The following is a 24,126-nucleotide window of genomic DNA, read 5'->3' on the forward strand; positions in this document are numbered from 1 at the left end:
CGCCCTGGGCCGCAAGGGTGGCCGAGCCCGCGGACACGGCGGAGTCGGCGCTGCGGGACGCGCTCACCGCCTGGTTCGAGCCTCCGAAACGGCGACGACCGAGGTGCGGGTCGGGGCGGTCAGCGACTGACCGGATCGGCCACACCACTGATCCGCCCTGCCCGGCCCCTCGGCCGAACCCCGGTTCCGGCGTTCAATTCCTGCATGCCGCCCACCGCGGCAGCGGAGCGAAATCGCTTGGAAGGAACTGGAAATGACCGAGTATGTAGAGCTCGAGCACGGGCGGATCGCGTGTGACGTGACCGGTGACGGGCCCTTGGTGGTGTTGTCGCACGGGATGGGGACCTGGCGGCGGGACTTCCGTCATCTGGTCGCCCCGCTGGCCGCCGCCGGGTACCGCGTGGTCAATGTCGATATGCGCGGGCACGGCGAGTCCAGCGTGGACTGGCCGTCGGTGACCGGGAAGGCCGCCATCAGCCGCACCGACGTGGCCCTCGACTTGCTCGGAGTCATCCGGCATTTCGGGGGTCCGGCGGTGATCGTCGGGCACTCGCTGTCGGGCGGTTCGGCGACCATCGCGGCGGCCGAGGCGCCGGAGCTGGTGTCGGCGATCGTCGAGATCGACCCCTTCACGCTCACCCAGGGCGTGGATTTCGGAGCGCTGTGGGCGGATCGCCGTCACCGGCGCGGCATGCTGGAACTGATCGGCACCCAGCTGTTGAAGTCGCCGCGTCTGTGGTTCGGGTACCTCGACGGCGTGGCCTACCCGACCGCGCCCGCCGATCACGACGGCTACCTCGCCGAACTGCGGACCCAATTGGAGCGCCCCGGCCGCTGGGCGGAATTCATGAAGACCGGCAGAACCACCCCGGCCGACGCCGCGGCCCGGCTGCCCGAGGTCCACTGTCCCGCACTGGTGATCATGGGCGCGGACGATCCGGACTTCCCGCACCCGGAAGACGAGGCCCGGGCGATCGTGGCCGGTCTGCCCAGCGGGCTCGGCCAGTATGTGCTGGTCGAGCAGGGTGGGCACTATCCGCACGCCCAGTTCCCCGAGCTGGTGGCCGCGCTGATGATCCCGTTCCTGGACCGCCACACCACCCGCGATCCGGCCGGATCGATCAGCAACTGACCGTGACAGCCGCCTGCGCCGACTGCGATGATCGGGAGGTGCCCGCGCCTCGCACCGTCGTCTTCGTCGTCTTCCAAGGCATGCAGATCTCCGAACTGGCGGGACCGCTCGATGTGTTCGCACTCCTCAACACCATCGTCGAGACGCCGCCGGATCGGCTGCCACCGGAATTGCGTGGCCCGGCCGGCGCCCTCGGCGAGACCGCTGACGCCTCGGACGGCGACTCCCCGGCACTGCCGTATCGGCTGCTGACGGCGTCGCCGGGCGGGCTGCCCATCGAGGCCGATGGCGGACTGACCCTGTCGGTCGCGCATTCGCTCGAGGACATCACCGCCGGAGACGACTTCGACACCCTCATCGTGGTGGGCGGCGATGTCCACGGTCCCGGGGCGGCGGCGGTGGTCCCCGCTCTCCCCGCCCTCGCCCGCAAGGCCCGCCGGGTGACATCGGTGTGCGCGGGCGCGCTGCTGCTGGCCGCCGCGGGCCTGCTCGACGGCTACCGCGCCACCACCCACTGGGGTTCGACCGCCCTACTCGCCCAGCGCTATCCGCGGGTCACGGTCGAACCGGATCGCATCTACGTCCGCGACCGCAATCGCTGGACCTCGGCGGGCATGTCCGCGGGCGTCGATCTGGCGCTGGCTCTGGTCGAGGACGACCACGGTCGCGAGACAGCCGCCATGATCGCGCGGGTGTATGTGGTGTTCACCCGTCGTCCGGGCGGTCAGGCCCAGTTCAGCGCCCAGTTGCGCAGTCAGCCCGCCCGCACGCCCGCCATCCGGGCCGTGCAGCAGTGGCTGCCCGATCACCTCGGCGACGAGCTCACCGTGAGCGGGCTGGCGGCCCGCGCGGGCATGAGCGAACGTCATTTCGCCCGCGCCTTCCGCACCGAAACCGGCTGCACACCAGCGGCATTCGTGGAGGATCTGCGAGTCGAGGCGGCCCGGCGACTCCTGGAGTCCACCGAACTGACCATCGGCGCGATCGCCCGCCAGGTCGGCTACCGCCACGGGGAGACCCTGCACCGGGTGTTCACCCGCCGCCTGGCCACCACACCCGAACGCTACCGCCAGCATTTCGCCCTGAGCCCGGCTCAGCCGACCGGCACCGGCGAGTAGATCCACCACGGCCGCTGCGGCAGTTCGAATTTGAAGAGCTGCACGTGCATGCTCACCCATTCGCCGGTCTCGGATGAACGCACCCGGATGGGTCGGCGCTCCATATCGGCGGGCGACGACACCTCTGTCGACCACAGCCGCACCCATTCCGGGTGCGGCACTGCGGAAGCGCGGGTATCGCCTGTCGCGCAATGTTTTTCACCCACGCCGTCAGGCGACGGCGATGTGCTGGTGGTCGGTGCGGATGCGGCCGTCCTCGTCGAGCGCCAGTACGTCCAGGCCGCCGCCGACCACGGCGCCGTCCTCGGTCACCATGGACCAGGTGATGGCGATGACATGGTTCAGCAGCGCCGTCGTCTCCCCGCGCTGCACGAAACGGTGGCCGGTGCCGATGAACATGTCGTAGGCGCGTTCCACGCGACGTTCCAGTGCGTGGTGGCCACGGACCTCGAGGGCCGGGATCGGGAAGTTCAGCTCGGCGGCCGCGGTGCGCATGGCCTCGGGCGGATCGACGAGGATCTGCGCGCCGTCCTCGGCCCACAGGTCGCGGATGAGCTTGCGGCGCGCCTCCGGATCGGATTCGTTCCACTGGGCCAGGTAGCGGGCGGCGATGTCGTTCAGGTCGATGCCGTTGTTCGTCATGACCATGAGTCTGCGAGGAATCGATACGCTGCGCGATTCCCTCCAGGGAATGACGCGGGGCCGCACACGATCACCGCGTACGGCCCCGGATCGAGTCTCGGGCGTCAGTTCCCGGCGAGCACCGCCAGCACCGGCTCGGACAGGAAGAACGGCTCCAGCCGCTCGCGGATCAGCTTGGCCAGCACGCCGTTCCGCTTGGCGGCCTCCACCACGGCGGGGCCGTAGCGCAGGATCTCCTCGGCGATGATCGCCTCGGACAGGCCCAGCTCGGGCAGCATGGCGGCCAGGGTGTGGTCGCCGTACTTCTCGAAGAACACCTCGACGCCCTGGTCCACCAGCACGCCGACGTATTCCTTGTTGCGGGTGGTCACACCGATCCGGTGGATGATCAGCGCCAGCTCCTTCAGGTCCTGCTGCGACAGGTACTCGCGCAGGCCGCTGACGGGTTCCCCGGCGTGCAGGTCCCAGAACTCCATGGCCGCGTCGTGCACCGGCGCGTCGCGCAGCATCTCGCGGATGGCGTTGTTGGTCCGCTTGAGCGCGAATTGCGCTCCCTTCCCGGCCATTTCGCCGATGAAGGTGCCGCCGGCCTTCTCCGCCGCCTTGCGCGCGGTCTTGGCGGCATTGGTGCCCATCGACACCAGCGAGCCGACCCCGGGAATCTTCGAGGCCATCTGCTTGTTGGTCTCCATCAGATCGTCGACCAGCTTGTCCACGAACTTGGCGGCCACGGTCGCGATCAGGGGGCTCTCGGTGAGGCGTTCCAGGATCCGTTCCTGCGCCTGGTGCATGCCGAAGAGCTTCTCCAGCAGCTGTTCGACCGGTTCGCGGTCGACCACGTCACCGAGGGTGTACTCGGTGTTCCCGGCGATGTCCTCGTAGAGCGTGTCGGCCAGCGTGCCGACCATCTCGCCCAGCACCGGGCTGCCGCCGATGAGGTCGATGACATTGGCGACGGTCTGCTTGGCCTGATCGATCTCGATCACGTCGCGGAAGATGATGGTGTCGGCGACGCCGATCACCGCTTCCACATCGCGGGCGATCACTTCGGCGAAGCGATCGCCGGAGACCTCGGCGACAATGAAGTCGACCTGGAGATCCAGCAGTTTCTCGGCAATTTCGCGCGGCTCGGTCAAAGGTTCCACCCAATCTCAGACGGAACGCCGGACCTACTCGGAATCGTTGCCCTGCATCGATTTTCGAATTTGATCCAGTCGTTCCCGCGCGGCCTCGGCTCGCGCATCCCACTGTTCCTCTACGCTACGGCCCACTGGTGTCTGCCGATCGAGCTCGCCCATCCCCTGCGAGGTCCCGTAGCGCTGCTCGACCTTATCGCGAACTGACTCGAAAGTAGGGACCCCGGCGGAGGTATAGCCGCCGACCGAGGGTGCGGTGGGGATACCCGCAGGCGGTACCGGTATCCCGGTCGCCACCGGACCCGCTCCGACCTGCCCGGATCCCCCGACCGTCTCAGACTGTGAATAGCCATCCACCGGCAGGGTGTCAGGAGTCACATCGATGACATCCGGGGCATGACCGAGGGTGTCCGCCAGGGATCGCGCCACCGCGTGCAGGGCGGCCAGACCGGCCCGGCCCTCGGTGGCGGCCCCGACCACACCCGCGAGTTCGGCATCCGGCAGCTGCGCCAACAGCGCCGCGAGTTCCTGGGCATCGCTCATGGGTTCCAGGCTACGCATTGACCGCGCCCCGCGGGGTGACGTACCGTGGTGGCGTCGCGATCCCGTGGACGCAGGTAGACGCAGAGTCCCTCCCACCGCGATTTCCTTCCTCACCGAGCAGATCCCGCCTATGCGGTGATCCCTCGACATTCATCCGCGGTCATCCACCGCCCTCGGCCGTATCCGGCCACACCAAGGAGAAACACCATGACAACCACCGAAATCCGGCCCCCGGTCGTATCCACCGATCCGACCCGGGCCCTCGACCACATCGAAACACTCACTCCCGCAACGGGAATCCTGGATCTGCACGGCCAGACCGGCGTCCTGCGCCGCGACGGCTACCTGCCCGGCCCGCACGACGTCCACGTCCCGGCCCGCCTGATCCGCACGCACGGACTGCGCCGCGGCGACCTGGTCGCCGGACTCGCGCAGCCGAGTCCCAAGGGCGGCAAGCAAGCTCCCCTCGTGCGCGTCGACACCGTCAACGGCCGATCGGCCGCCGAGCTGGGCGCGCGACCGCACTTCCGGGAACTGACCCCCATCCACCCGAACGAGCGGCTGCGGCTGGAAACCCAGCCGAACAAGCTCACCACCCGCGTCACCGACCTGATCATGCCGATCGGCAAGGGCCAGCGCGCGCTCATCGTCGCACCGCCGAAGGCGGGCAAAACCTCTGTGCTGCAGTCGATCGCGCATGGCATCGCCGTCAATCACCCGGAGGCGCACCTCATGCTGGTGCTGGTCGGCGAGCGCCCCGAGGAGGTCACCGACCTGTCCCGCGGCGTCCCCGCCGAGGTGGTCGCCGCCACCTTCGACCACTCCCCCGCCGAGCAGACCGCGTTGGCCGAGCTGGCCATCGAGCGGGCGCAACGCCTGGTCGAGGAGGGCCGCGACGTCGTCGTCCTGCTCGACTCGCTCACCCGGCTGGCCCGCGCCTACAACACCTCCGGACCGGCCTCGGGCCGAATCCTCTCCGGCGGTGTGGATTCCACCGCGCTGCTGCCGCCCAAGCGGTTCCTGGGCGCGGCCCGCAATATCGAGAACGGCGGCTCGCTGACCATCGTGGCCAGCGCGCTCGTCGAAACCGGTTCGCTCGCCGACACCGTCATCTTCGAGGAGTACAAGGGCACCGGCAATGCCGAGCTCAAGCTCGACCGCGCCCTGGCCGGCCGCCACGTCTTCCCGGCGGTGGACATCGCCAAGTCCAGCACCCGCCGCGATGATCTGCTGCTCGATCCGGCCGAACGCCAAGCCGTCGCCACCCTGCGCCGGACTCTCGCCGATCTCGACGATCAGCGCGCCCTCGACCTGCTCCTCGACGGCCTGCGCAAGACCGGCGGCAATGCCGAGTTCCTCGCCAACATCATCCGGAAATGAGCCGCTTGGGCGGTAGTACGCCCGCCGCCCAGGACGCGACCCGCTCGGCCCAGCCGGGGAATCCGATCAGATTGTTGTGCAGCCCGCCCGGATAGATCACCAGCTCCTTGGGCTCCGGCGCCGCCGCGAACAACTCCCGACCCATCCGCACGGGCAACAGCTCGTCCGCGTCACCGTGCATGATCAGGACCGGGCAGGTCAATCGCCGAATCCGCTTCAGACTCGGATAGGCGTTGGGCACGAAGACCTTCGGCAGGAACGGATACACCGTCGTCGCCGCGTCCCGCATGTTCGTGAACGTCGACATGAGCAGCAGTGCCGCGGGCGGCACCGCGTTCGCCAACTCCAGCATCACTCCCCCGCCGAGCGACTTGCCGAGATACACCACCCGTTCGGCATCCACCCCGGGCTGCGCCAGCAACGCCTCCCGCGCGGCCCGCACATCCCGATAGGTTCCGCTCTCATCCGGCCGCCCGGTACTGCGTCCGTACCCCCGATAGTCGAAGACCATCACATCGAATCCGGCCGCCGCCAGCATGGCCAGCATCGGCGACCGATCCCCGAGGTTCCCGCCGTTCCCATGCGCGAACAGGATGTGCCCCACCGGTTCCCCCACCGCACGCACGAACCACGCGTTGACGGTCTCCCCGTCGGAGGTCCGCAAGTACAGGTCGTCGTAGGCGAACCCGTACATGTCGGGAGTCATCGCGATGCCCCGCTCGCCCGGTTGGTAGCTGAGCGCGTTGAGGACCGCCGTCGCCGGATGCCACATGGTTCATTCATACCGAAAGGGCCCCGATCCACCAGGATCGGGGCCCTTTCGGTAGGGACTGGGATCAGCCGCGCAGCACCGCGCCCACCGCGTCCGCGGCGCGAGCGACCGCCGCGTCACGGGCGGCGCTGGCCTCGTCCTCGGTGAGGGTGCGGTCGGTGGCCCGGAAGCGCAGGGCGTAGGTCAGCGACTTGCGGCCCTCACCCGCCTGCGCGCCCTCGTACACGTCGAACAGCGAGATGTCCTCGAGCAGCTCGCCCGCTCCGGTGCGCAGCGCGTGCTCCACCGTCACGGCGGCAACGGCCTTGTCGACGCTGACCGAGACGTCCTGCAGCACCGCGGGGAACGCGGAAACCACCGGGGCGGGCCGGATCTCGCGCAGCGGCAGGGCGTCGAGGTCGAGCTGGAAGGCGCAGGTGCGCGGCGGCAGGCCGGAACGCTCCAGCACGGCCGGGTGCAGTTCACCCGCGTGGCCGACGACGACGCCGTCCACCAGCAGCTCGGCGCAACGGCCCGGGTGCCACGGAAGGAACTGCGCCGCACGGCGTTCGATGGTCAGACCGGCGGCCTCGGCGATCGCGTCGACCAGGGCGAAGGCGTCCGACGCCTCGACCGGGCGGCCGGGGCCCCACGGTCCGCGCGGCTCACGACGGCCGGTGAGGACCGCGCCGACCCGGGTCGGCTGTTCGGGCAGCGAGTCGAGCAGGACCTGGATCTCGTCGTCGGTCGGGCGGCGATCCACGGGCAGCAGCCCGACGGGCGCGGTCCGCTCGGTCGGCAGGGTGACCTGGCCGATCGCGTAGATGGCGAGATCGCGCTGGCCGCGAGAGATATTGCGGGCCGCGATCTCCAGCAGACCGGGCAGCAGGGTGGTCGACAGTTCCGCGCGCTCGACGTCGAGCGGGTTCAGCACCCGCAGCGTGTTGCGGCGCGGGTCGTCGGCGTCCAGACCCCAGGTGTCGAAGACACCGGCCTGCATGAAGACCGGGGCGGGCACCTCGACACAGCCCTCGAACGCCAGCGCCTTGCTCACGGCACGACGACGCAGCTGGGCGGCGGTGAGGCCGCGGCCGGCGGGAGCGGTGGGCAGCACCGACGGGATCTGATCCAGACCCTCCAGGCGCAGCACCTCCTCCACCAGGTCGGCGGGCTGGGTGAGGTCGGGACGCCAGGACGGCGGGGTCACGATCAGCTGCGGGTGGCCCGCGTCGCTGACGCCGACCTCGATGGCGCAGCCGACCTGCTGCAGGCGGCGGGTGGCCGCGCCGGGCGCGTAGTGCACGCCCGCGGTGCGGTCGGCCAGATCGATGTCCATGGTGATCGGCCGCACGGCCGGGGTGAGCACGCGCACGTCGGTCAGCACGGATTCGACGGTGCCACCGGCGATCTCGGCCAGCAGGGTGGCGGCGCGATCGAGGGCGGCGATATTGACCTCGGGGTCCACGATCCGCTCGAAGCGGCGGCTCGCCTCGGAGCCCAGCTTGTGGCGGCGCGCGGTGCGGGCCACGGCCACCGGGTTCCAGGTGGCGGCCTCGAGCAGGATGTCGGTCGAGGTGTCCGACACCTCGGTGCTCGCGCCGCCCATGATGCCGGCCAGCGAGATGACGCCGGACTCGTCGGCGATCACCACGTCCTCGGCGTCGAGGGTGCGCTCGGCCTCGTCCAAGGTGCGCAGGGTCTCGCCGGTGTTGGCGCGGCGCACCACGAATCCGCCGCGCACCTTGGCGGCGTCGAAGGCGTGCAGCGGCTGACCGAGTTCGAGCATCACGTAGTTGGTGACGTCCACGGCCGGGGAGATCGGGCGCACGCCCGACAGCAGCAGGCGGCGCTGCAGCCACCACGGGCTCACGGCCTTCGGGTCGATGCCGGTGACGCGGCGCGCCGCGAAACGCGTGCAGCCCGACTCGGGGTCGATCTTCACCGGCCACGCCTCGACCTCGGAGTCCGGCAGCAGCCGCACGGCCGGATCGCCGTACTCCAGGTCGAAACCGCAGGCCAGCTCACGCGCCAGGCCGCGCGCGGAGAACGCGTAACCGCGGTCGGGGGTGATGGCCAGCTCGATGATGGTGTCGCCCAGGCCCAGCAGCTCGTTGGCGTCCGCGCCGGGCTCGGCGGTGCCGGGCTCGAGCACCAGGATGCCGCTGTGGTCCTTGCCGATGCCGAGTTCGGCGACCGAGCAGATCATGCCGTTGCTGGTGTGGCCGTAGGTCTTCCGCGACGCGATCTTGAATCCGCCGGGCAGCTCGCCACCGGGCAGCACCACCACGACCAGGTCGCCGACGGCGAAGTTCCGTGCGCCGCAGACGATCTCCTGCAGTTCGGGGTTACCGACGTCGACCTTGCAGAAGCGGATCGGCTTCTTGAACTCGGTCAGCTCGGTGATCTCGGCGACCCGGCCGACCACCAGCGGCTTGTCGATGTCACCGCCGATGGGCGCCAGATGGTCGACCTCTTCGACCTCGAGACCGACCCGGACGAACCCCGCGTCGAGCTCCTCGGCCGTCACCGACCACCCGGGGGTGGTCCGCTGCAGGATGTCCGTCAGCCAGGACTGAGCTACTCGCACTTGACGTTTCGCTTCCTCGTATCGGGGTCAGGTCAGGACTGGATGCCGAACGGCAGCGTGAACCGCACATCGCCCTCGACGATGTCGCGCATGTCCGGCAGGCCGTTGCGGAACTGCAGGGTCCGCTCCAGGCCCATGCCGAACGCGAAGCCGCTGTACACCTCGGGGTCGATGCCGCTGGCGATGAGCACCTTCGGGTTCACCATGCCGCAACCGCCCCACTCGACCCAGCCGGGGCCGCCCTTCTTGTCCTCGAACCACACGTCCACCTCGGCGGACGGCTCGGTGAAGGGGAAGAAGCTGGGCCGCATGCGGGTGGTGGTGTTCGGGCCGAACAGCGCCCGCGCGAAACCGTCCAGGGTGCCCTTGAGGTGGGCCATGGTCAGGCCCTTGTCGATGGCCAGGCCCTCGATCTGCGAGAACACCGGGGTGTGGGTGGCGTCCAGCTCGTCGGTGCGGAACGTGCGGCCCGGGCACACCACGTAGATCGGCAGCTCGCGAGACAGCATGGTGCGCACCTGAACCGGCGAGGTGTGGGTGCGCAGCACCTGCCGCGAACCCTCCGGCGCGATGTGGAAGGTGTCCTGCATGGTGCGGGCCGGGTGGTCGGGCAGGAAGTTCAGGGCGTCGAAGTTGAAGTGCTCGGTCTCGACCTCGGGGCCTTCGGCGACCTCCCAGCCCATGGCCACGAACACGTCCGCGACCCGCTCGGACAGCACCGAGATGGGGTGCCGCGCGCCGGTGGCGCGCCGGTCGGCGGGCAGGGTCACGTCGATGGTCTCCGCCACCAGGACCGCCGCGTCGCGCTCGGCGAGCAGCTCGGCCTGGCGCGACTCGTAGGCCTGCGACACCCGGCCGCGCGCCACGTTCACCCGCTTGCCGGCGTCGGCCTTCTCTTCCTTGGGCAGCGTGCCCAGCGACCGCTGCGCCAGCGAGATCGGCGACTTGCCACCCATGTACTCGGTCTTGGCCGTGGCCAGCTCGTCCAGGGTCGAGGCCGAGGCGAACGCCTTCTCCGCGGCTTCCGCGGCGGCGGAGAGCGATTCCTCGCTCAACGCGGCGGTCTGCTCGGCACTGTTGTCATCGGCCACGATGGTTCGTCACTCCCCAGGCTGGTTACGGGTCGGGCGGAAAGTCTTATCGGCAATGGTTGCTGCCCACCCATTCTTGCTGGTCGCATCGTAAACCTTGTAATCAGCCCACCTCACCTGGATTTTCCCAGCTCGGGCCCACCCTTCGGCGTGGTGGTGACCACAGCGGTGGTACCAATGGACTCGTGAAGTCCCGGCCGCTGACCTTGATCGACGACTCCGACCGCCTCATCGAGTACGCGGCGGCGATGGACCGCATGCAGCAGATGTGGGAGGAGCGCGTCGCCGACCAGCGGCCCGACACGCTGTGGCTGCTGAGCCACGAACAGACCTTCACGATCGGCCGCCGCACTCCCGAGGAGCACCTGCCGGCCCCCGAGACCGACATCCCGGTCTTCACCACCAACCGGGGCGGCCAGCTCACCTACCACGCGCCCGGCCAGCTGGTCGGCTATCTCATCGTGAAGCTGCAGCCCGGCGAGGGCGTCGTGGATCTGATCCGCGATGTGGAACTGCGCATCGTCGCGGCCCTGGCCGACCTCGGCATCCCGGCCGAGCGCCGCGTCACCCCGCCCGGCTCGGAGCTGCTCACCGGCGTCTGGACCCGCGACACCGGCCGCAAGATCACCTCGATCGGCATGCGCGTCGGCCGCAATGTCTCCACCCACGGCTTCGCCCTCAATGTCACCGGCGACCTGTCGCCGTGGAAGCTGGCCGTGGCCTGCGGGCTGCCCGATGTCGACATGACCTCGGTGGAAAGGGAACTGAACACCGACGAGGCCCCGACGATGGATCGCGTCGTCGCGACCATCGCCGGGGCCTTCGAGGCGAGCGCTACCCCGTCTCCCCTGCCCTGACCGGAACCCGCCGGATCGCGTGCACGATCGGCGCCGATGCGTCTCCTTTGATTCGGTCCGGCTCAGTGCGCGAGAACGGTTGCGCCGGAACCCGATTCGGCCGTGGCGCGACGTCCGGGCAGCAGCAGCGCCACGAACGCGCCCAGCGCGACGATGACCGAGCCGACCTTCACCGCGGGGATCAGGCCGTCGACGTAGTCCGCCGGGCTCATGTACGAGCCGTGCGAGGCGAACACCGAGGCCAGCACCGCGACACCCATGGCCACACCGACCTCACGGATGGTGTTGTTGGCGCCCGAGGCCATGCCCTGATCCGCCGGTGACGCATTGGCCATGACGACCGTCGCCGTGGGCGCGAAGGTCAGACCCATGCCCACACCGCCCAGGATGAACGGCAGCACGAAGTGGCTGTAGGACACGTCCACGCTCGTGGTGAGCGCCATCCAGAGCAGCGCGGCCGCCAGCAGCGCCTGCCCGATCGACACCAGCACCCGTGCGCCGACCCGGTCCACGATCAGTCCGGCCAGCGGGGCCACCACCATCGGGGCCATGGTCCACGGCAGCGTCCGCACGCCGGAAGCCAGCGGCGAATAGCCCTGCACCACCTGGAAGTACTGGGCCAGCAGGAAGATCGAGCCGAAGGTGCCCAGCGAGAAGGTGAACGACACCACGTTGATGACGTAGCCGCGCTTGCGGAACAGGCGCAACGGCAGCATCGGATCTGTGGTCCGGCTCTCCAGGATCACGAACGCCGTGAGCGCGATCGCGCCGCCGATCAGGCCGGTCAGCACCTTGGCCGAGGTCCAGCCGTCGTCGGCGCCGTGGATGACGCCCCACACCACCGCGAGCACGCCGCCCGCCGACAGCAGCAGGCCGAGCAGGTCCAATCGCCGTGCGCCGCCGAAGGATTCGTTCAGCACGCGGGCGACCAGCGGCACCGCGATCAGGCCGATCGGCACGTTCAGCCAGAAGATCCACTGCCAGTTCAGGCCGTCGACCACCGCGCCGCCGACCACCGGGCCCAGTGCGATGCCCAGGCCGGAGATGCCGCCCCAGATGCCGATGGCGGCGCTGCGCATCTTCTCCGGCACCGCCGCGGACAGCAGCGTCAGCGACAGCGGCATGACCGCCGCCCCGCCGAAGCCCTGGGCCGCGCGGGCGGCGATCAGCATCCACGGTTCGGTGGCCAGCGCGCACGCGGCCGAGCCGAGCGTGAACAGGGCGATGCCGCCCAGGTAGACGCGCCGGCGGCCGAGCCGGTCGCCCAGCGCGGACGCGGTGAGCAGCAGTGAGGCGAAGGCCAGGGTGTAGGCGTTCACGAACCACTGCAGGTCCGAGAGCGAGGCGTGCAGTTCGGTGCGGATCACCGGCAGCGCGTTGGTCACCACGAGGTTGTCGAGCGTGACCATGAACATCGGAATGCCCACGGCGGCGAGGACGGCGGCGAGCGGGCGCTGCCGGGCCTGTGCGGCCACCTTTCCGGTGAGCGAGGAGGTTTCGAGTGTCTCAGTCATGTCCGATCCCCTTGTTGTAATCGACTGATAACTAGAGAGTATGCATCGACTGATAACATGTCAATGGCAAGGATGATTCCCCCACGAGGAGGCGCTGCCACCATGACCAGGACCCGGATGACGGCCGAGGAACGCAGCGAGGAAGTGCTGCGCGCGGCGATCTCCGCATTCGCCGAATCCGGTTACGCGGCAACGAAAACCGATGAGATCGCGCGCCGCGCGGGGGTCTCGCAGCCGTATGTCATCCGCCTGTTCGGCACCAAGCAGCAGCTGTTCCTGGCCGTCCTGGACCGGGTGTGCGGCCGCATCGAGGACCTGTTCCGCGCCGGCGCCACCCAGGCCGAGCCCGACGCCTCCCCCAAGGACCGCCTCGACACCCTGGGCTCCCACTTCGGCGAGTACTTCCTCACCGAACGCGAGCTGCCCCGGGTCTTCCTGCAGGGCATCGCGGCGGCGGCCGAACCGGCCATCGGCGAGTGCATCCGGGAGAACTTCGGACGGCTCTACATCCTCGCCAAAGAACTCACCGGCGCGTCGACCTCCGAGGTCCGCCGCTTCTTCGCCACCGGCATGCTGCTCATCGACCTCACCGCGCTCGGCGTCACCGAACTCGAGGCCGAGACCCCGCCCTGGGCCGCCGAGATCCTCGAGAACCTCGGCGAGGACGGCATCTGACCGGCGGGCCGGAACCCGCCGCGGACCTCACTTCGCGTGCTGGACCCGCGAGCTCGAGTAGAGGCAGATAGCCGCGGCGGCAGCCAGATTCAGGCTCTCGGCGCAGCCGTGGATGGGAATCCGGATCCGGTGGGTGGCGCGGGCGGCGATGGCCTTGTCCAGGCCGTGCGCCTCGTTGCCGAACAGCCAGGCGACCGGGCCGCTCAGGATCTCGTCGGCGTCGTCGAGGTCGACCTCACCCTTGGCGGTGGTGGCCAGGATCGCGATGCCGGCCGCCTCGAGCGCGTCGAGGGTGGCGTCGATATCGCGGGAGCGGGCCACGGGGACGTGGAAAAGGCTTCCGGCACAGGCGCGTACGCATTTGCCGTTGTGGGGGTCGACCGAATCACCGGCCAGCACGACGCCGTCCGCACCGACGGCGTCGGCCACGCGGATCAGGGTGCCCGCGTTGCCCGGGTCGGCGATCTCGACGGGCACGGCGAGCATGCGCGGCGACGCGTCGAGTACCTCGCGCAGCGGCACGTCCACCAGCCGGCACACCGCGACCAGCCCGGGCGGAGTCACCGTCTCCCCCAGCATCTCCGCGGCGCGGTCGGTCACCATCGTGGTCCGCACCCCTTGGGCGGCGGCCCCGGCGACCAGCGCGTGCTCGCGTTCGGCGGCCTTCTCCGAGAAGAACAGTTCCTCGACCCGGCCGGTGTCCAGCGCCGCCTCGACCGAGTTCGCGCCCTCGGCCAGGAACAGGCCGGTCTTGCGACGAACCGGACTGCGGTGCAGCTTGACCGCCGACACGATCCGGGAGTTACGCCAGTCGATGGAATCAGCGCTCACGGCCACCCTGCCCCTCGGAGTTACGCGGAGATAAGAGAAGAAACGAAACGACCCGCGGACCATCGTCCGCGGGTCGTTCCGGCTATTGCTTTGTCACGCAGACCGAATCAGGCGGCCGGGGCGTTGACGTCGGCCGGCAGGGCAGCCTTGGCGGCCGCGACCAGCTGGGCGAAGGCCTCGGCGTCGGAGACGGCGAGCTCGGCCAGGATCTTGCGGTCCACCTCGATGCCGGCGGCCTTGAGGCCCTGCATGAAGCGGTTGTAGGTCATGTCGTTCAGACGCGCGGCGGCGTTGATACGAGTGATCCACAGCTGACGGAAGTCACCCTTCCGCGCCCGGCGGTCCCGGTAGGCGTAGGTGAGCGAGTGCAGCTGCTGTTCCTTGGCCTTGCGGTACAGGCGCGACCGCTGACCGCGGTAGCCCTTGGAGGCCTCGAGAACGGAACGGCGCTTCTTCTGAGCGTTGACGGCCCTTTTGACGCGTGCCACTTTTCAGTCCTTGATCGAATAGGGGGTGCGGCGATCGCACCCGGAGGTTGGTCGGTCGGCTCAGCCGAATTACTTGGCGAGCAGCTTCTTGACGCGAGCGACGTCGGCCTTGGCGACGACCTCCACGCCGTCCAGACGACGAGTCCGGGTGGACGGCTTGTGCTCGAGCAGGTGGCGACGGTTCGCCTGCTGACGCAGCAGCTTGCCGCTGCCCGACACCTTGAATCGCTTCGAGGCGCCGCTGTGGCTCTTCATCTTCGGCATGGATTCCTCAGTTCTGTCGTGCCGGAGGCGCGCGGATACCACACGCCTCCGGAGCTTCTCGTTATTACTGCTGCGGGGTGACCGATTCGGCAGCCGGGGCTGCGGTCTCGGCCGGGGCCGCCTCGGCGGGAGCCGGCGCGGGCGCACTGCTGCGCTGCTGCGTCGAGCTCGCGTCGTTCTGGGCCTTCACCCGCGTCTTCGCGCCCTTGTGCGGCGCGAGGACCATGGTCATGTTTCGGCCGTCCTGCTTGGCCGAGGTTTCGACGAATCCGAGGTCGGCGACGTCGGCGGCCAGTCGCTGCAGGAGCCGGAACCCGAGTTCGGGGCGCGACTGCTCGCGACCACGGAACATGATGGTGACCTTGACCTTCGACCCGGCCTCCAGGAAGCGCATCACGTGGCCGCGCTTGGTGGCGTAGTCGTGGTCATCGATCTTCGGGCGGAGCTTCTGCTCCTTGATCACGGTCTGGACCTGGTTCTTCCGGGACTCACGCGCCTTCTGCGCGGTCTCGTACTTGAACTTGCCGTAGTCCATGATCTTGCACACCGGCGGGCGTGCATCGGGCGCGACCTCGACCAGGTCGAGGTCAGCTTCCTGAGCGACGCGTAGTGCATCTTCAACACGCACGATCCCAACCTGCTCGCCGCCGGGTCCGATGAGTCGGACCTCGGGAACGCGGATGCGATCGTTGATGCGGGTCTCAGTGCTGATGGGGCCTCCTAGGTCAAGCGGTTCGTCAACGACCGCAAGCAATAACTGCAACCCCAATTTCAACACGAAAGCCCCGCTCCGGTATTTCACCAGCACGGGGCCCGAGTCGACCGATCCGCGACGCAAACAGCTCGCATCGCACCGCACGCAGGAAAAACCCACGCGCAGAACCCATCACGTGAATGATGGGCGACCGGACCGTTCAACCCGGCGCTGTCAGCGCTGGTTGACGGTGGGAGTCGGGCTCCACTTGATGCCCCGAGTCGGTTGCAGGAACCAGTCCGGGGCGGTCGTCGCGGAAGAGTCTAACACTCATAGCGGGGAGCTCCGAATCGGCCGCCCCCACGACCAGCCCCGACGCGCGCGATGGCATTCTCTAGCCCATGAGCGAGGCTACCTTGAACGACGATTCCGCCCTCATCGACGGCGAGGTCGTGCGCGAATTGGCCGAGATCCCCGCGGTCGAGGTCATCAGCCGCGCCGCCGTCATGCTGATGAGCTCCGCGGCCGAGAAGCTGGGCCTGGGCGAACCCGACCCGGCCAGCAGCCCCCACCTGGACCTGGACGAGGCGCGCCGCGTCATCACCGCGCTCGCCGGCCTGGTCACCGCGTCGGTCGAGTACCTCGGCCCGCACGCCGGTCCGATCCGCGACGGCCTGCAGTCGCTGCAGCGCGCGTTCCGCGAATCCTCGGAGTACCCGGACGCCCCCGGTGCGGGCCCGGGCGAGAAGTACACCGGCCCGGTGTACTGATCGGACGCCCTGACGTCATCTGTCGAAAACGGCCCGCCCGAGTTCTTTCGGGGCGGGCCGTTCTTCGTTCGGGCAGCCGCTACGCCCTGGGGCCGATGCCGTCGAGGAGTATGGCGACGACCGCCGCGGGCTCGATGGCGGGCGGTGACATGCCGGGCAGCACCGCGTTGAGGACCCGGTCGTGGCAGATGCCGACCAGGACCGCCGCCGCGGCGGCGATGTCGGCGTCGGGGGCGAGGCGGCCGAGTCGCCGCTCACCGGCCAGATAGTCGGAGAGCAGCACGCGCCAGTCGGGCTGATCCGTCGGCAGTTCGGCGAACCGATCCAGCACGGCCGGGGCGGACAGCAGGCCCGCGAAGACCGGCAGCACCGCGCGGTGCAGATCGAGGCCCGCGCTCAGATATATACGGAGATTCTCCGCGACCGTCGCTTCCCCCGGGGCGGGCAGTGAGCCGAGCGCGCGGTGCGCGGCGTCGACGTGCGCGCGGACCGCGGCGGCAAGCAGGGCGTCCTTGTCCGGGAAATGGTTGTAGAGGACGCCGTCGGCCACCCCGGCCGCGCGCGCGATGGCGCGCACGGTCAGGGTCGCGGCCGAGCCGTCGGCGAGCAGGCGCTGCGCGGTGGCGACGAGGTGATCGCGCAGGGTGTCGTCGGTGGCGCGCAGCGCCGCGGCCTTACGGGGGGACATGGATGGTTACGGTAGCGGGGTCGCGGCCGTGACGAGCCAGGCCGACCCGCGCAGCGCGATGCCGCCGGGAGTGGCGTAGGGAGTCAGGGCCGTGGAGATCGCCTGGCGGACTTCGTCGTCGGTGGCGAACCCGGCCAGGGAGCGGTGGTAGCGGACCGGGCCCCAGCCCATGATGAATTCGGTGGCGTCGGCGATGTCGTCGCCCCAGATGCCTTCGGCCTCACGGTATTCGACGCCGATCTCATGGAAACCCGCGGCGGACAACAGGTCCCGGATGCGGTCGGGCTCGGAGAACGGGCCTTCGGCGGGGCTGACCGTGAAATCGCCGAGATGGGCTGCGGCGGCGCCGAATACGGCGCCCAGGTCGGTGCCGGGCAGCGGGGTCATAGCGGCGAAGGCCAGGCGGCCGCCGTGGCGCAGGGCGCGGGCGATATTGGCGAAGGCTGCCACCGGGTCGGTGAAGAACATGATGCCGAAGCGGCTCAGCGCGGCGTCGTAGGCGGCGTCGGGGAAGGGATGAATCTGGGCGTCGCCCTGTTCGAAGCCGACATTGGGGACGGCTTCGGCGGCGGCCCGTTCACGGGCGCGGGCGAGCATCGGTCCGGACAGGTCGACACCGGTCGCGGAACCGGCGCCGGCGCGGCGGGCGGCGGCGCGGGTCAATTGGCCGTTACCGCAGCCGATGTCGAGGACCCGGTCGCCGTCGGTGATGCGGGCGGCGGTCAGCAGGGGTTCGTCGAAGCCGTGGTTCACGGCGTCGTAGCGGTCGTAGTGGCCTGCCCAGTGTTCGCCTTCGTAGCCGTTCCAGGCTTCGGACTGGGCGGTATTCACGATCTCGGTCATGCTCGGCTCCTGTTATGAACGGGTGTTCATGAACGTATGTTCATATTGCGCGCGTCCGAAGGCGCGTGTCAATACCCGCCCCGGGTAACGAATTACGCTGAACGTTCAGCGACCAACCGGCAAACGTCCAGCGACGGAGCGGCATCCGGAGAATCGGCCGCTCCGGCCTGCTGGGATCTCGGCCGGATTGTTAACGCGCGGCCGGACCTGCGACATAGCTGGTTGCGGGCTGATCGCCTGTGCGGCTGGATGATCGAAACAGCGTGGCGACATCGAGCCGGTGCTGGTTGGATGCCGGAGTATCGCACCGATCGGCGCGAGCGCGGGCGACGTCCTGCATACTACGACGGGCAGCGGCAAGGCTGCCCTCACTACGAGATCGAATGGACTTCGGGGGTTGTACATGAATGACCTGATATCCCAAGGGAACCGCACGTCCGGCAGCCGGATTCGGCGCGGCGTGCTCCCGATCATGATCGCCGCGGCCGCGACCGCCGCGCTCGTGTCGGGCTGCACCTCGTCCTCCAGCTCGGACAGCAAGGCCACCACCTCGCAGGCGGCCCCGCCGTCGCAGCTGCCCGAGGGTGCGCAGATCGTCGCCGAATCGGCCAAGACCACCCAGACCCTGCAGTCGGTGCACGTGGTGCTGGACGTGAAGAACCTGCCCACGCTGTCGGTCAAGAGCATCAAGGCCGATGTCACCAACCAGCCGCAGGGCCAGGGCCAGGCCATCGGTGACGCCGAGGTGAAGGTCAAGCAGGACGGCGACTTCACCAAGACCAAGTTCATGGTCGTCGACAAGACCCTCTACACGGGTGACGGCACCAAGTACTCCCCCGTCGGCCCCGCCGAGAAGATCTACGACCCAGGCGTCCTGCTCGACAAGGACAAGGGTCTGGCCTACGCCATCTCGCAGGTGAAGAACGCCAAGGCCGAAGGCCGCGAGAAGATCGACGGCGTCGACACCGTGAAGGTCAGCGGCACCATCTCCGCCGACGTCATGGACCCGGTCGTCCCGCAGATCGGCAAGGACGGCGGCGAGTTCCCGATCACCCTGTACATCAAGGACGTCGCGCCGCCGAGCGGTGCGGGCACCACCCTGCCCTCGACCGCGGCCTCGCCGGGCACCGGCCCGAACCTGGTGCGCGCCATCGTCACCAAGGACGCGGGCACCGTCACCGTGACGTTGTCCGACTGGGCGAAGCCGGTGCACGTCACCAAGCCCGGCGGCTAAACACGCGCCCGTCTGTCCTGTGAGTTGGGAGCCGGTTCGGGGAACGAGCAACGGCGGCAACAGCTGTCGTCCGACCCCGGCCGGCTTTCGCATTTTTTCCGGGCTGCTGTTAACAAAAGCCCACTTAAGAGATTGTTCAGTGAATTGCAAGCCGCAACGCCGACGATTCCATCCGTAAGTTCGAACGCGGTGTGTGCGTGTGGAGGAAAGCTATGACGATCGAACGGCCCGAGGCCGAGGCGACGATCGAACGGCAGGCGCCCGAAGGTGAATTCCGCCGGCCCCCGCTCGACGGACCGCCACCCATCTCCAACGTCTGGGTCTACGACGGGAAAGCCTACGACCTCTCCGACTGGATTTCCAAGCATCCGGGCGGCGAGTTCTTCATCGGCCGGACCAAGAACCGCGACATCACCTCGATTGTCGGCTCGTACCACAAGAATCCGGAAGCCATCGGCAAGATTCTGAAGAAGTACGCGCTCGACCGTGACGCCCTGCCCGAGGACATCCACCCCAAGGCCAACGCGCCCGCGTTCCTGTTCAACGAGGGTTTCGACAGCTGGCGCGACACCCCGAAGTTCAGCTTCGACAACAAGGACGACCTGCTGCACAAGGTGAAGGCGCGGCTCAAGGAACCCGAGCTGGCCGCCCGGATCCGGCGCATGGACACCTATTTCAACATCGTGGTCGCCATTCTCGCGGTGGCGTACTTCGCGGTGCAGGGCCTGCGGCTGTTCGAGCGGTCCTGGATGCCGTTGCCGGTCTTCGTGATCGCGATGGTGCTGCTGCGCAGCTCACTGGCCGGGTTCGGGCACTACGCCATCCACCGTGCCCAGAAGGGCATGAACAAGATCTACACGAACGCCTTCGACTTCAATTACGTCGCACTGGCATTCGTGACCGCGGACGGCCACGCCCTGCTGCACCACCCGCACACCCAGAGTGAAGTCGACATCAAGAAGAACGTCTTCACCATGATGATGCGGATCCCGCGGCTGTACCGGGTGCCGATCCACACCCTGCACAAGTTCGGTCACACCATCACCGGCATGACCTTCCGCCTGCTCGACGTCTGCCGCCTCACCCGCAAGGTGGGCATCAAGGACATGTACGGCACCTGGGGTGGGGCGCTGCCGCACTTCATCGGGTCGTTCGGCGCGCGGTTCCTGCTGCTGGGCGAGCTCATCGCCTTCACCGTGATGGGCGACTTCTGGGCCTGGGCCCTGCAATTCGTGATCACCCTGTGGGTCTCCACCTTCCTGGTGGTGGCCAGCCACGACTTCGAGGTCGAAACCGAGGAACTCGAGCACAACTCCGAGGACTGGGGCGTCGACCAGATCGAACAAGCCTACGACCTCACGGTGGTCGGCAACCGCTACCTGGACTGCTTCCTGTCGGCGGGCCTCAGCTCGCATCGCGTCCATCACGTACTGCCCTACCAGCGCAGCGGTTTCGCCAATATCGCCACCGAGGACGTGCTGCGTGAGGAGTCGGCGAAGTTCGGCGTGGAATGGCTTCCCGCCAAGAGCTTCTTCACCGACCGCTTCCCCAAGCAGATCCGCACCTACATCCTCGCGCCGTCCGACGACGCGGTGGAGCGCAAGTGGGGGTTCGTCAAGGAGCACTTCTCGCCGCTCGCCCTGAAGACCTGTGTCGTCTACACCGCGCAGGGCTTCACCGGAATCGGCACGGTCTGAACCGATTCCGAACACCGCGGCGCGCCGGAACATGCGCCGGCCGCACCGCGGGTTCCACCAAAGAATACGAGGGGAGTCATTCGTGTCCATCACCATCGACGAAGGGGCCGCCCGGCCCGCAGCCCGGTTCGCGGGAGGCGAACCCGGCTACGACTTCGCGCCGACCCCGATGCCGCCGGCCCCGCCGACCACCGTCGGCGTGATCGAGTCCATCGCCACCGGCGCGCCCGCGCAGATCTTCGCGCAGGCCGACGCCGCCGCCCAGGTCGCCGGACTGTTCACCGACCCGGCCCAGCAGGCCCGGATCCCGCGGATCTACCAGAAGACCCGGGTCACCACCCGCCACCTCGCGGTGAACCCGATCGACCCCGAATTCCTGTCCTACAGCCGGGAATCGGGCACCATCCGCGACCGCATGAACACCTTCTACGACCACGCGGTGCCGCTGGCCGTGGACGTGGCCGGCCGCGCCGTCGCCCACCTCGAGGACCCGGCCGCCGAGATCGGCATGCTGGTCTTCGCCACCAGCACCGGGTTCATCGCGCCCGGCGTGGACGTGGCCGTGGTCAAGCAGCTGGGCCTGTCCCCCACCGTCAACCGGGTCGTCGTGAACTTCATGGGCTGCGCCGCGGCCATGAACTCCGTGCGCGCCGCGACGGATTACGTGCGGGCGCACCCGGACAAGAAGGCGCTGGTCATCTGCATCGAGCTGAGCTCGGTCAACGCCGTGTTCGACGACAATGTCAACGACGTCATCATCCACAGCCTCTTCGGCGACGGGTGCGGCGCGGTGGTCATCGGCGCCCGGCAGGCGCACCAGCAGCTGCCGGCCGGATCCATCGTCATCCGGGACAGCTTCAGCTACCTGTTCGACGACGCCGAGGACGGAATCGTGCTGGGCGTCAACGACAACGGCATCACCTGCGAGCTGTCGGAGAACCTGCCGCAGTACATCCTGCGCGGCGTGGACCCGGTGGTGACCGAGGTGCTCGCGCGCCAGGGCCTCACCAAGTCCGACATCGATCTGTGGGCGATCCACCCGGGCGGCCCCAAGATCATCGAGGAGTCGGTGCGCTCGCTCGGCCTCGGCGCCGAAGAGGCCGCCACCAGCTGGGACGTGCTCGCCGAGTACGGCAACATGCTCAGCGTCTCGCTGATCTTCGTGCTCGAGCAGATGGTCGCGCAGTCGGCGTCCCAGCCGATCTCGACGGGCGTGGCGTTCTCCTTCGCGCCCGGCGTCACCCTCGAGGGCGTCGTGTTCGACGTCATCCGTTCCTGACCAGCCCGACCCGTCCAGTCCAGAGAGCCAGCAGTCATGCAACTCATCAGATTCCTCATCTCCATCTCGTGGATGCGGATCGCCGGCGTCATCGCCTCCGGTCTCGTCTGCGGTGCGGCCAATACCTACCTGGTGACATTGATTCGGGGAGTGGTGTCACCGGAACCGCACCCGGGCGTCACCGTCCAGGCGTTCGTCGCGACCGCCCTGGTCATCCTGATCAGCGGCGTGATCTCGCAGGTGCTGCTGATCCGGCTGGCCCAGGACGCCATCTACCGGCTGCGCGCGGACCTGAGCTCGCGCATCGTGTCCGCGCCGCTGGAACACCTGGAGCGGCTGGGCCAGCACCGGCTGATCGCCACCCTCACCGAGGACGTGCGGGCCCTGTCGCAGGCGGTGACGGCCATCCCGAGCATCTGCATCGACCTGGCCACCATCGTGGGCTGCTTCGTGTTCCTCGCGGTCGTGTCCGGGCCGATCTTCGCCACCACGGTGGCGGGCACGCTGCTCGGAATCGCCTGTGTGGAACTGGTTCTCAAGCGGGTGCGGGCGCTGTACCAGTCCGCACGGGAGAACGAGGACGGGCTGCTGCGCTCCTTCCAGGCGGTGTCGCTGGGCATCAAGGAGCTCAAGCTGCACCGCGGCCGGCGACGCGACTTCATGGACAAGCACCTGCTCGGCTCCGCGGAGACGCTGCGGGCGCAGAACATCGACGCCGGGTCGAAATTCACCGTGGCCCAGGGGTTCGGGCAGCTGCTGCAGCTGGCCACCATGGCGCTCATCCTGTTCGGGCTGGCGCGGGCGCTGGAACTGCCGCAGAACGTGATGGTCGGCTACGTGCTCGTCACCACGTTCCTGGCGATGCCGATGCAGAACTTCATGCACCGCATCCCGGACCTGCTGCGCGGTGACGTGGCACTGGCCAAGATCCGGTCGCTCAACCTGTCCATCCAGACCGCGCACGACGAATCGCGGCTGCCCTACACCGAGCGGGCCGCCGTCACCGCGGCGCGGCTCGAGCTCAACGACGTCGGCTACAGCTACCTGACCGAGGCGCCGCCGGCAATCCCGCCGCTGCCCGGCACCGGACCGCACCCCGGCCCGGGTCCCGGACAGCGCCCCGGCGGGGGCCGGCCGCATCCCGGCGGCCCGCCCCCGGGCCACGGCCCGCAGGGTGTCGACCGGCCGGATGTCAACGGGCACAGGTTCGTCGGCCACGGCGGGCACCCGCTGCCCAACGGCGGGCCCATGGCCCCGCCGCAGGCCGACGGCTCCGGCTTCCACCTGGGCCCGCTGGATCTGACCTTCGAACCCGGCCAGATCAGCTTCATCGTGGGCGGCAACGGCAGCGGCAAATCGACGCTGGCCAAACTGATCACGGGCCTCTACGTCCCGCAGCACGGCCACCTCACGCTCAACGGCGAGACGATCGACCACACCAATATCGAGTGGTTCCGGCAGAACAGCTCGGCGGTCTTCACCGACTTCCACCTGTTCGAGGACTACCTCGGCTTCGAGGACGGCGTCGACGACCAGGTCCGGAAGTACCTGAAGGAACTCCGGATCGATCACAAGGTGACCGTGGAGAACGGCCGCCTGTCGACGATCGACCTGTCGCAGGGACAGCGCAAGCGCCTGGCGCTGCTGACCGCGCTGCTCGAGGACCGGCCGATCTACCTGTTCGACGAGTGGGCCGCCGACCAGGAGCCGAAGTTCCGCGACGTGTTCTACCGCGAGATCCTGGTCTCGCTGAAGAACCGCGGCAAGACCGTCATCGTCATCACCCACGACGACCGGTACTTCGACTGCGCCGACCAGCTCGTCAAACTCGACTTCGGGCACATCGCCGAGGTCAAGGAACTCGAGCCGCCGCTCGCGGCCGCCGAGTAGGAGCGAAAGCCGAAGGCCCCGT

The 24,126-nt window shown here is 68.8% G+C and carries 24 protein-coding genes; 10 read left to right on the top strand and 14 right to left on the bottom strand.

Features of this window, described 5'->3' with window-relative positions; all coding sequences use genetic code 11:
- Positions 1-253: 253 nt before the first annotated feature.
- Positions 254-1,132, top strand: coding sequence for an alpha/beta fold hydrolase (locus ACQP06_RS23470; RefSeq protein WP_433666645.1), 879 nt, complete (start codon positions 254-256; stop codon positions 1,130-1,132).
- A 2-nt stretch (positions 1,133-1,134) separates the two neighbouring features.
- Entirely contained in the window at positions 1,135-2,250 is a 1,116-nt protein-coding gene (locus ACQP06_RS23475) for a GlxA family transcriptional regulator (protein WP_433666646.1), read from the top strand.
- Here ACQP06_RS23475 and ACQP06_RS23480 read toward each other — a convergent pair.
- From ACQP06_RS23480 to ACQP06_RS23495, 4 genes are all read right to left on the bottom strand, one after another.
- Positions 2,226-2,456: a hypothetical protein gene (locus tag ACQP06_RS23480; RefSeq protein ID WP_433666647.1), complete on the bottom strand. Its 231-nt coding sequence runs from the start codon at positions 2,454-2,456 to the stop codon at positions 2,226-2,228. The two genes, ACQP06_RS23475 and ACQP06_RS23480, sit on opposite strands and share 25 nt — an antisense overlap.
- Positions 2,457-2,460: 4 nt before the next feature.
- Complete coding sequence (locus ACQP06_RS23485) at positions 2,461-2,892, bottom strand: hypothetical protein (RefSeq protein WP_433666648.1); 432 nt, start codon at positions 2,890-2,892, stop codon at positions 2,461-2,463.
- Between the two features lie 104 nt (positions 2,893-2,996).
- On the bottom strand, positions 2,997-4,037 hold the full coding sequence (locus ACQP06_RS23490) for a hypothetical protein (protein ID WP_433666649.1): 1,041 nt from the start codon (positions 4,035-4,037) through the stop codon (positions 2,997-2,999).
- Positions 4,038-4,061: 24 nt separating this feature from the next.
- Positions 4,062-4,571, bottom strand: a complete 510-nt coding sequence (locus ACQP06_RS23495) for a PspA/IM30 family protein (protein ID WP_433666650.1) — start codon at positions 4,569-4,571, stop codon at positions 4,062-4,064.
- A 207-nt stretch (positions 4,572-4,778) separates the two neighbouring features.
- Here ACQP06_RS23495 and ACQP06_RS23500 point away from each other — a divergent pair, with 207 nt between their 5' ends.
- On the top strand, positions 4,779-5,951 hold the full coding sequence (locus ACQP06_RS23500) for a transcription termination factor Rho, short form (RefSeq protein ID WP_433666651.1): 1,173 nt from the start codon (positions 4,779-4,781) through the stop codon (positions 5,949-5,951).
- Here ACQP06_RS23500 and ACQP06_RS23505 read toward each other — a convergent pair.
- From ACQP06_RS23505 to pheS, 3 genes are all read right to left on the bottom strand, one after another.
- Positions 5,938-6,723 carry an alpha/beta hydrolase gene (locus tag ACQP06_RS23505; protein ID WP_433666652.1) on the bottom strand — a complete coding sequence of 262 codons (786 nt, stop codon included), beginning with the start codon at positions 6,721-6,723 and terminating at the stop codon, positions 5,938-5,940. The two genes, ACQP06_RS23500 and ACQP06_RS23505, sit on opposite strands and share 14 nt — an antisense overlap.
- Positions 6,724-6,787: 64 nt before the next feature.
- Positions 6,788-9,289, bottom strand: coding sequence for a phenylalanine--tRNA ligase subunit beta (gene pheT, locus ACQP06_RS23510; protein ID WP_433666653.1), 2,502 nt, complete (start codon positions 9,287-9,289; stop codon positions 6,788-6,790).
- A 32-nt stretch (positions 9,290-9,321) separates the two neighbouring features.
- Positions 9,322-10,380, bottom strand: coding sequence for a phenylalanine--tRNA ligase subunit alpha (gene pheS, locus ACQP06_RS23515; protein WP_433666654.1), 1,059 nt, complete (start codon positions 10,378-10,380; stop codon positions 9,322-9,324).
- Between the two features lie 185 nt (positions 10,381-10,565).
- Here pheS and lipB point away from each other — a divergent pair, with 185 nt between their 5' ends.
- Positions 10,566-11,237, top strand: coding sequence for a lipoyl(octanoyl) transferase LipB (gene lipB, locus ACQP06_RS23520; protein WP_433666655.1), 672 nt, complete (start codon positions 10,566-10,568; stop codon positions 11,235-11,237).
- A 62-nt stretch (positions 11,238-11,299) separates the two neighbouring features.
- Here lipB and ACQP06_RS23525 read toward each other — a convergent pair whose 3' ends face one another.
- Positions 11,300-12,751 carry an MFS transporter gene (locus tag ACQP06_RS23525; RefSeq protein WP_433666656.1) on the bottom strand — a complete coding sequence of 484 codons (1,452 nt, stop codon included), beginning with the start codon at positions 12,749-12,751 and terminating at the stop codon, positions 11,300-11,302.
- A gap of 102 nt (positions 12,752-12,853) precedes the next feature.
- Between ACQP06_RS23525 and ACQP06_RS23530 the strand changes: the two genes are divergently transcribed.
- Positions 12,854-13,426, top strand: coding sequence for a TetR/AcrR family transcriptional regulator (locus ACQP06_RS23530; RefSeq protein WP_433666657.1), 573 nt, complete (start codon positions 12,854-12,856; stop codon positions 13,424-13,426).
- Positions 13,427-13,453: 27 nt separating this feature from the next.
- On the opposite strand, the gene ACQP06_RS23535 is transcribed toward ACQP06_RS23530, so the two are convergent.
- From ACQP06_RS23535 to infC, 4 genes are all read right to left on the bottom strand, one after another.
- Positions 13,454-14,257 (bottom strand): TrmH family RNA methyltransferase, encoded by an 804-nt coding sequence (locus ACQP06_RS23535; RefSeq protein WP_433666658.1) that lies wholly within the window; start codon positions 14,255-14,257, stop codon positions 13,454-13,456.
- Between the two features lie 107 nt (positions 14,258-14,364).
- Positions 14,365-14,745, bottom strand: coding sequence for a 50S ribosomal protein L20 (gene rplT, locus ACQP06_RS23540; RefSeq protein ID WP_040807291.1), 381 nt, complete (start codon positions 14,743-14,745; stop codon positions 14,365-14,367).
- A gap of 69 nt (positions 14,746-14,814) precedes the next feature.
- Positions 14,815-15,009 carry a 50S ribosomal protein L35 gene (rpmI, locus tag ACQP06_RS23545; protein ID WP_040856904.1) on the bottom strand — a complete coding sequence of 65 codons (195 nt, stop codon included), beginning with the start codon at positions 15,007-15,009 and terminating at the stop codon, positions 14,815-14,817.
- A 64-nt stretch (positions 15,010-15,073) separates the two neighbouring features.
- Complete coding sequence (infC, locus tag ACQP06_RS23550) at positions 15,074-15,772, bottom strand: translation initiation factor IF-3 (RefSeq protein ID WP_433673414.1); 699 nt, start codon at positions 15,770-15,772, stop codon at positions 15,074-15,076.
- 332 nt (positions 15,773-16,104) lie between these two features.
- On the opposite strand from infC, the gene ACQP06_RS23555 reads away from it, so the two are divergent.
- Positions 16,105-16,473, top strand: a complete 369-nt coding sequence (locus ACQP06_RS23555; RefSeq protein WP_213560615.1) for a DUF1844 domain-containing protein — start codon at positions 16,105-16,107, stop codon at positions 16,471-16,473.
- Between the two features lie 79 nt (positions 16,474-16,552).
- Here the strand turns inward: ACQP06_RS23555 and ACQP06_RS23560 are convergent, their stop codons facing one another.
- A complete protein-coding gene (locus ACQP06_RS23560; protein WP_433666659.1) occupies positions 16,553-17,161 on the bottom strand; it encodes a TetR/AcrR family transcriptional regulator in 609 nt (202 codons plus the stop codon).
- A gap of 6 nt (positions 17,162-17,167) precedes the next feature.
- On the bottom strand, positions 17,168-18,004 hold the full coding sequence (locus ACQP06_RS23565) for a class I SAM-dependent methyltransferase (protein WP_433666660.1): 837 nt from the start codon (positions 18,002-18,004) through the stop codon (positions 17,168-17,170).
- A 403-nt stretch (positions 18,005-18,407) separates the two neighbouring features.
- On the opposite strand from ACQP06_RS23565, the gene ACQP06_RS23570 reads away from it, so the two are divergent.
- The 4 genes from ACQP06_RS23570 to ACQP06_RS23585 all read left to right on the top strand — a co-directional run bounded on the left by ACQP06_RS23570 (position 18,408) and on the right by ACQP06_RS23585 (position 24,104).
- The gene (locus ACQP06_RS23570) at positions 18,408-19,238 is read left to right on the top strand and encodes an LppX_LprAFG lipoprotein (protein WP_357097123.1); all 831 of its coding nucleotides are present in this window, start codon (positions 18,408-18,410) and stop codon (positions 19,236-19,238) included.
- 212 nt (positions 19,239-19,450) lie between these two features.
- Positions 19,451-20,935 carry a fatty acid desaturase gene (locus ACQP06_RS23575; RefSeq protein ID WP_433666661.1) on the top strand — a complete coding sequence of 495 codons (1,485 nt, stop codon included), beginning with the start codon at positions 19,451-19,453 and terminating at the stop codon, positions 20,933-20,935.
- An 82-nt stretch (positions 20,936-21,017) separates the two neighbouring features.
- On the top strand, positions 21,018-22,214 hold the full coding sequence (locus ACQP06_RS23580) for a type III polyketide synthase (RefSeq protein ID WP_433666662.1): 1,197 nt from the start codon (positions 21,018-21,020) through the stop codon (positions 22,212-22,214).
- 36 nt (positions 22,215-22,250) lie between these two features.
- Positions 22,251-24,104 carry an ATP-binding cassette domain-containing protein gene (locus ACQP06_RS23585; protein WP_433666663.1) on the top strand — a complete coding sequence of 618 codons (1,854 nt, stop codon included), beginning with the start codon at positions 22,251-22,253 and terminating at the stop codon, positions 24,102-24,104.
- The last annotated feature ends 22 nt before the right edge of the window (positions 24,105-24,126 follow it).

This window comes from Nocardia sp. CA-136227, assembly GCF_050955695.1.
GTDB lineage: Bacteria > Actinomycetota > Actinomycetes > Mycobacteriales > Mycobacteriaceae > Nocardia.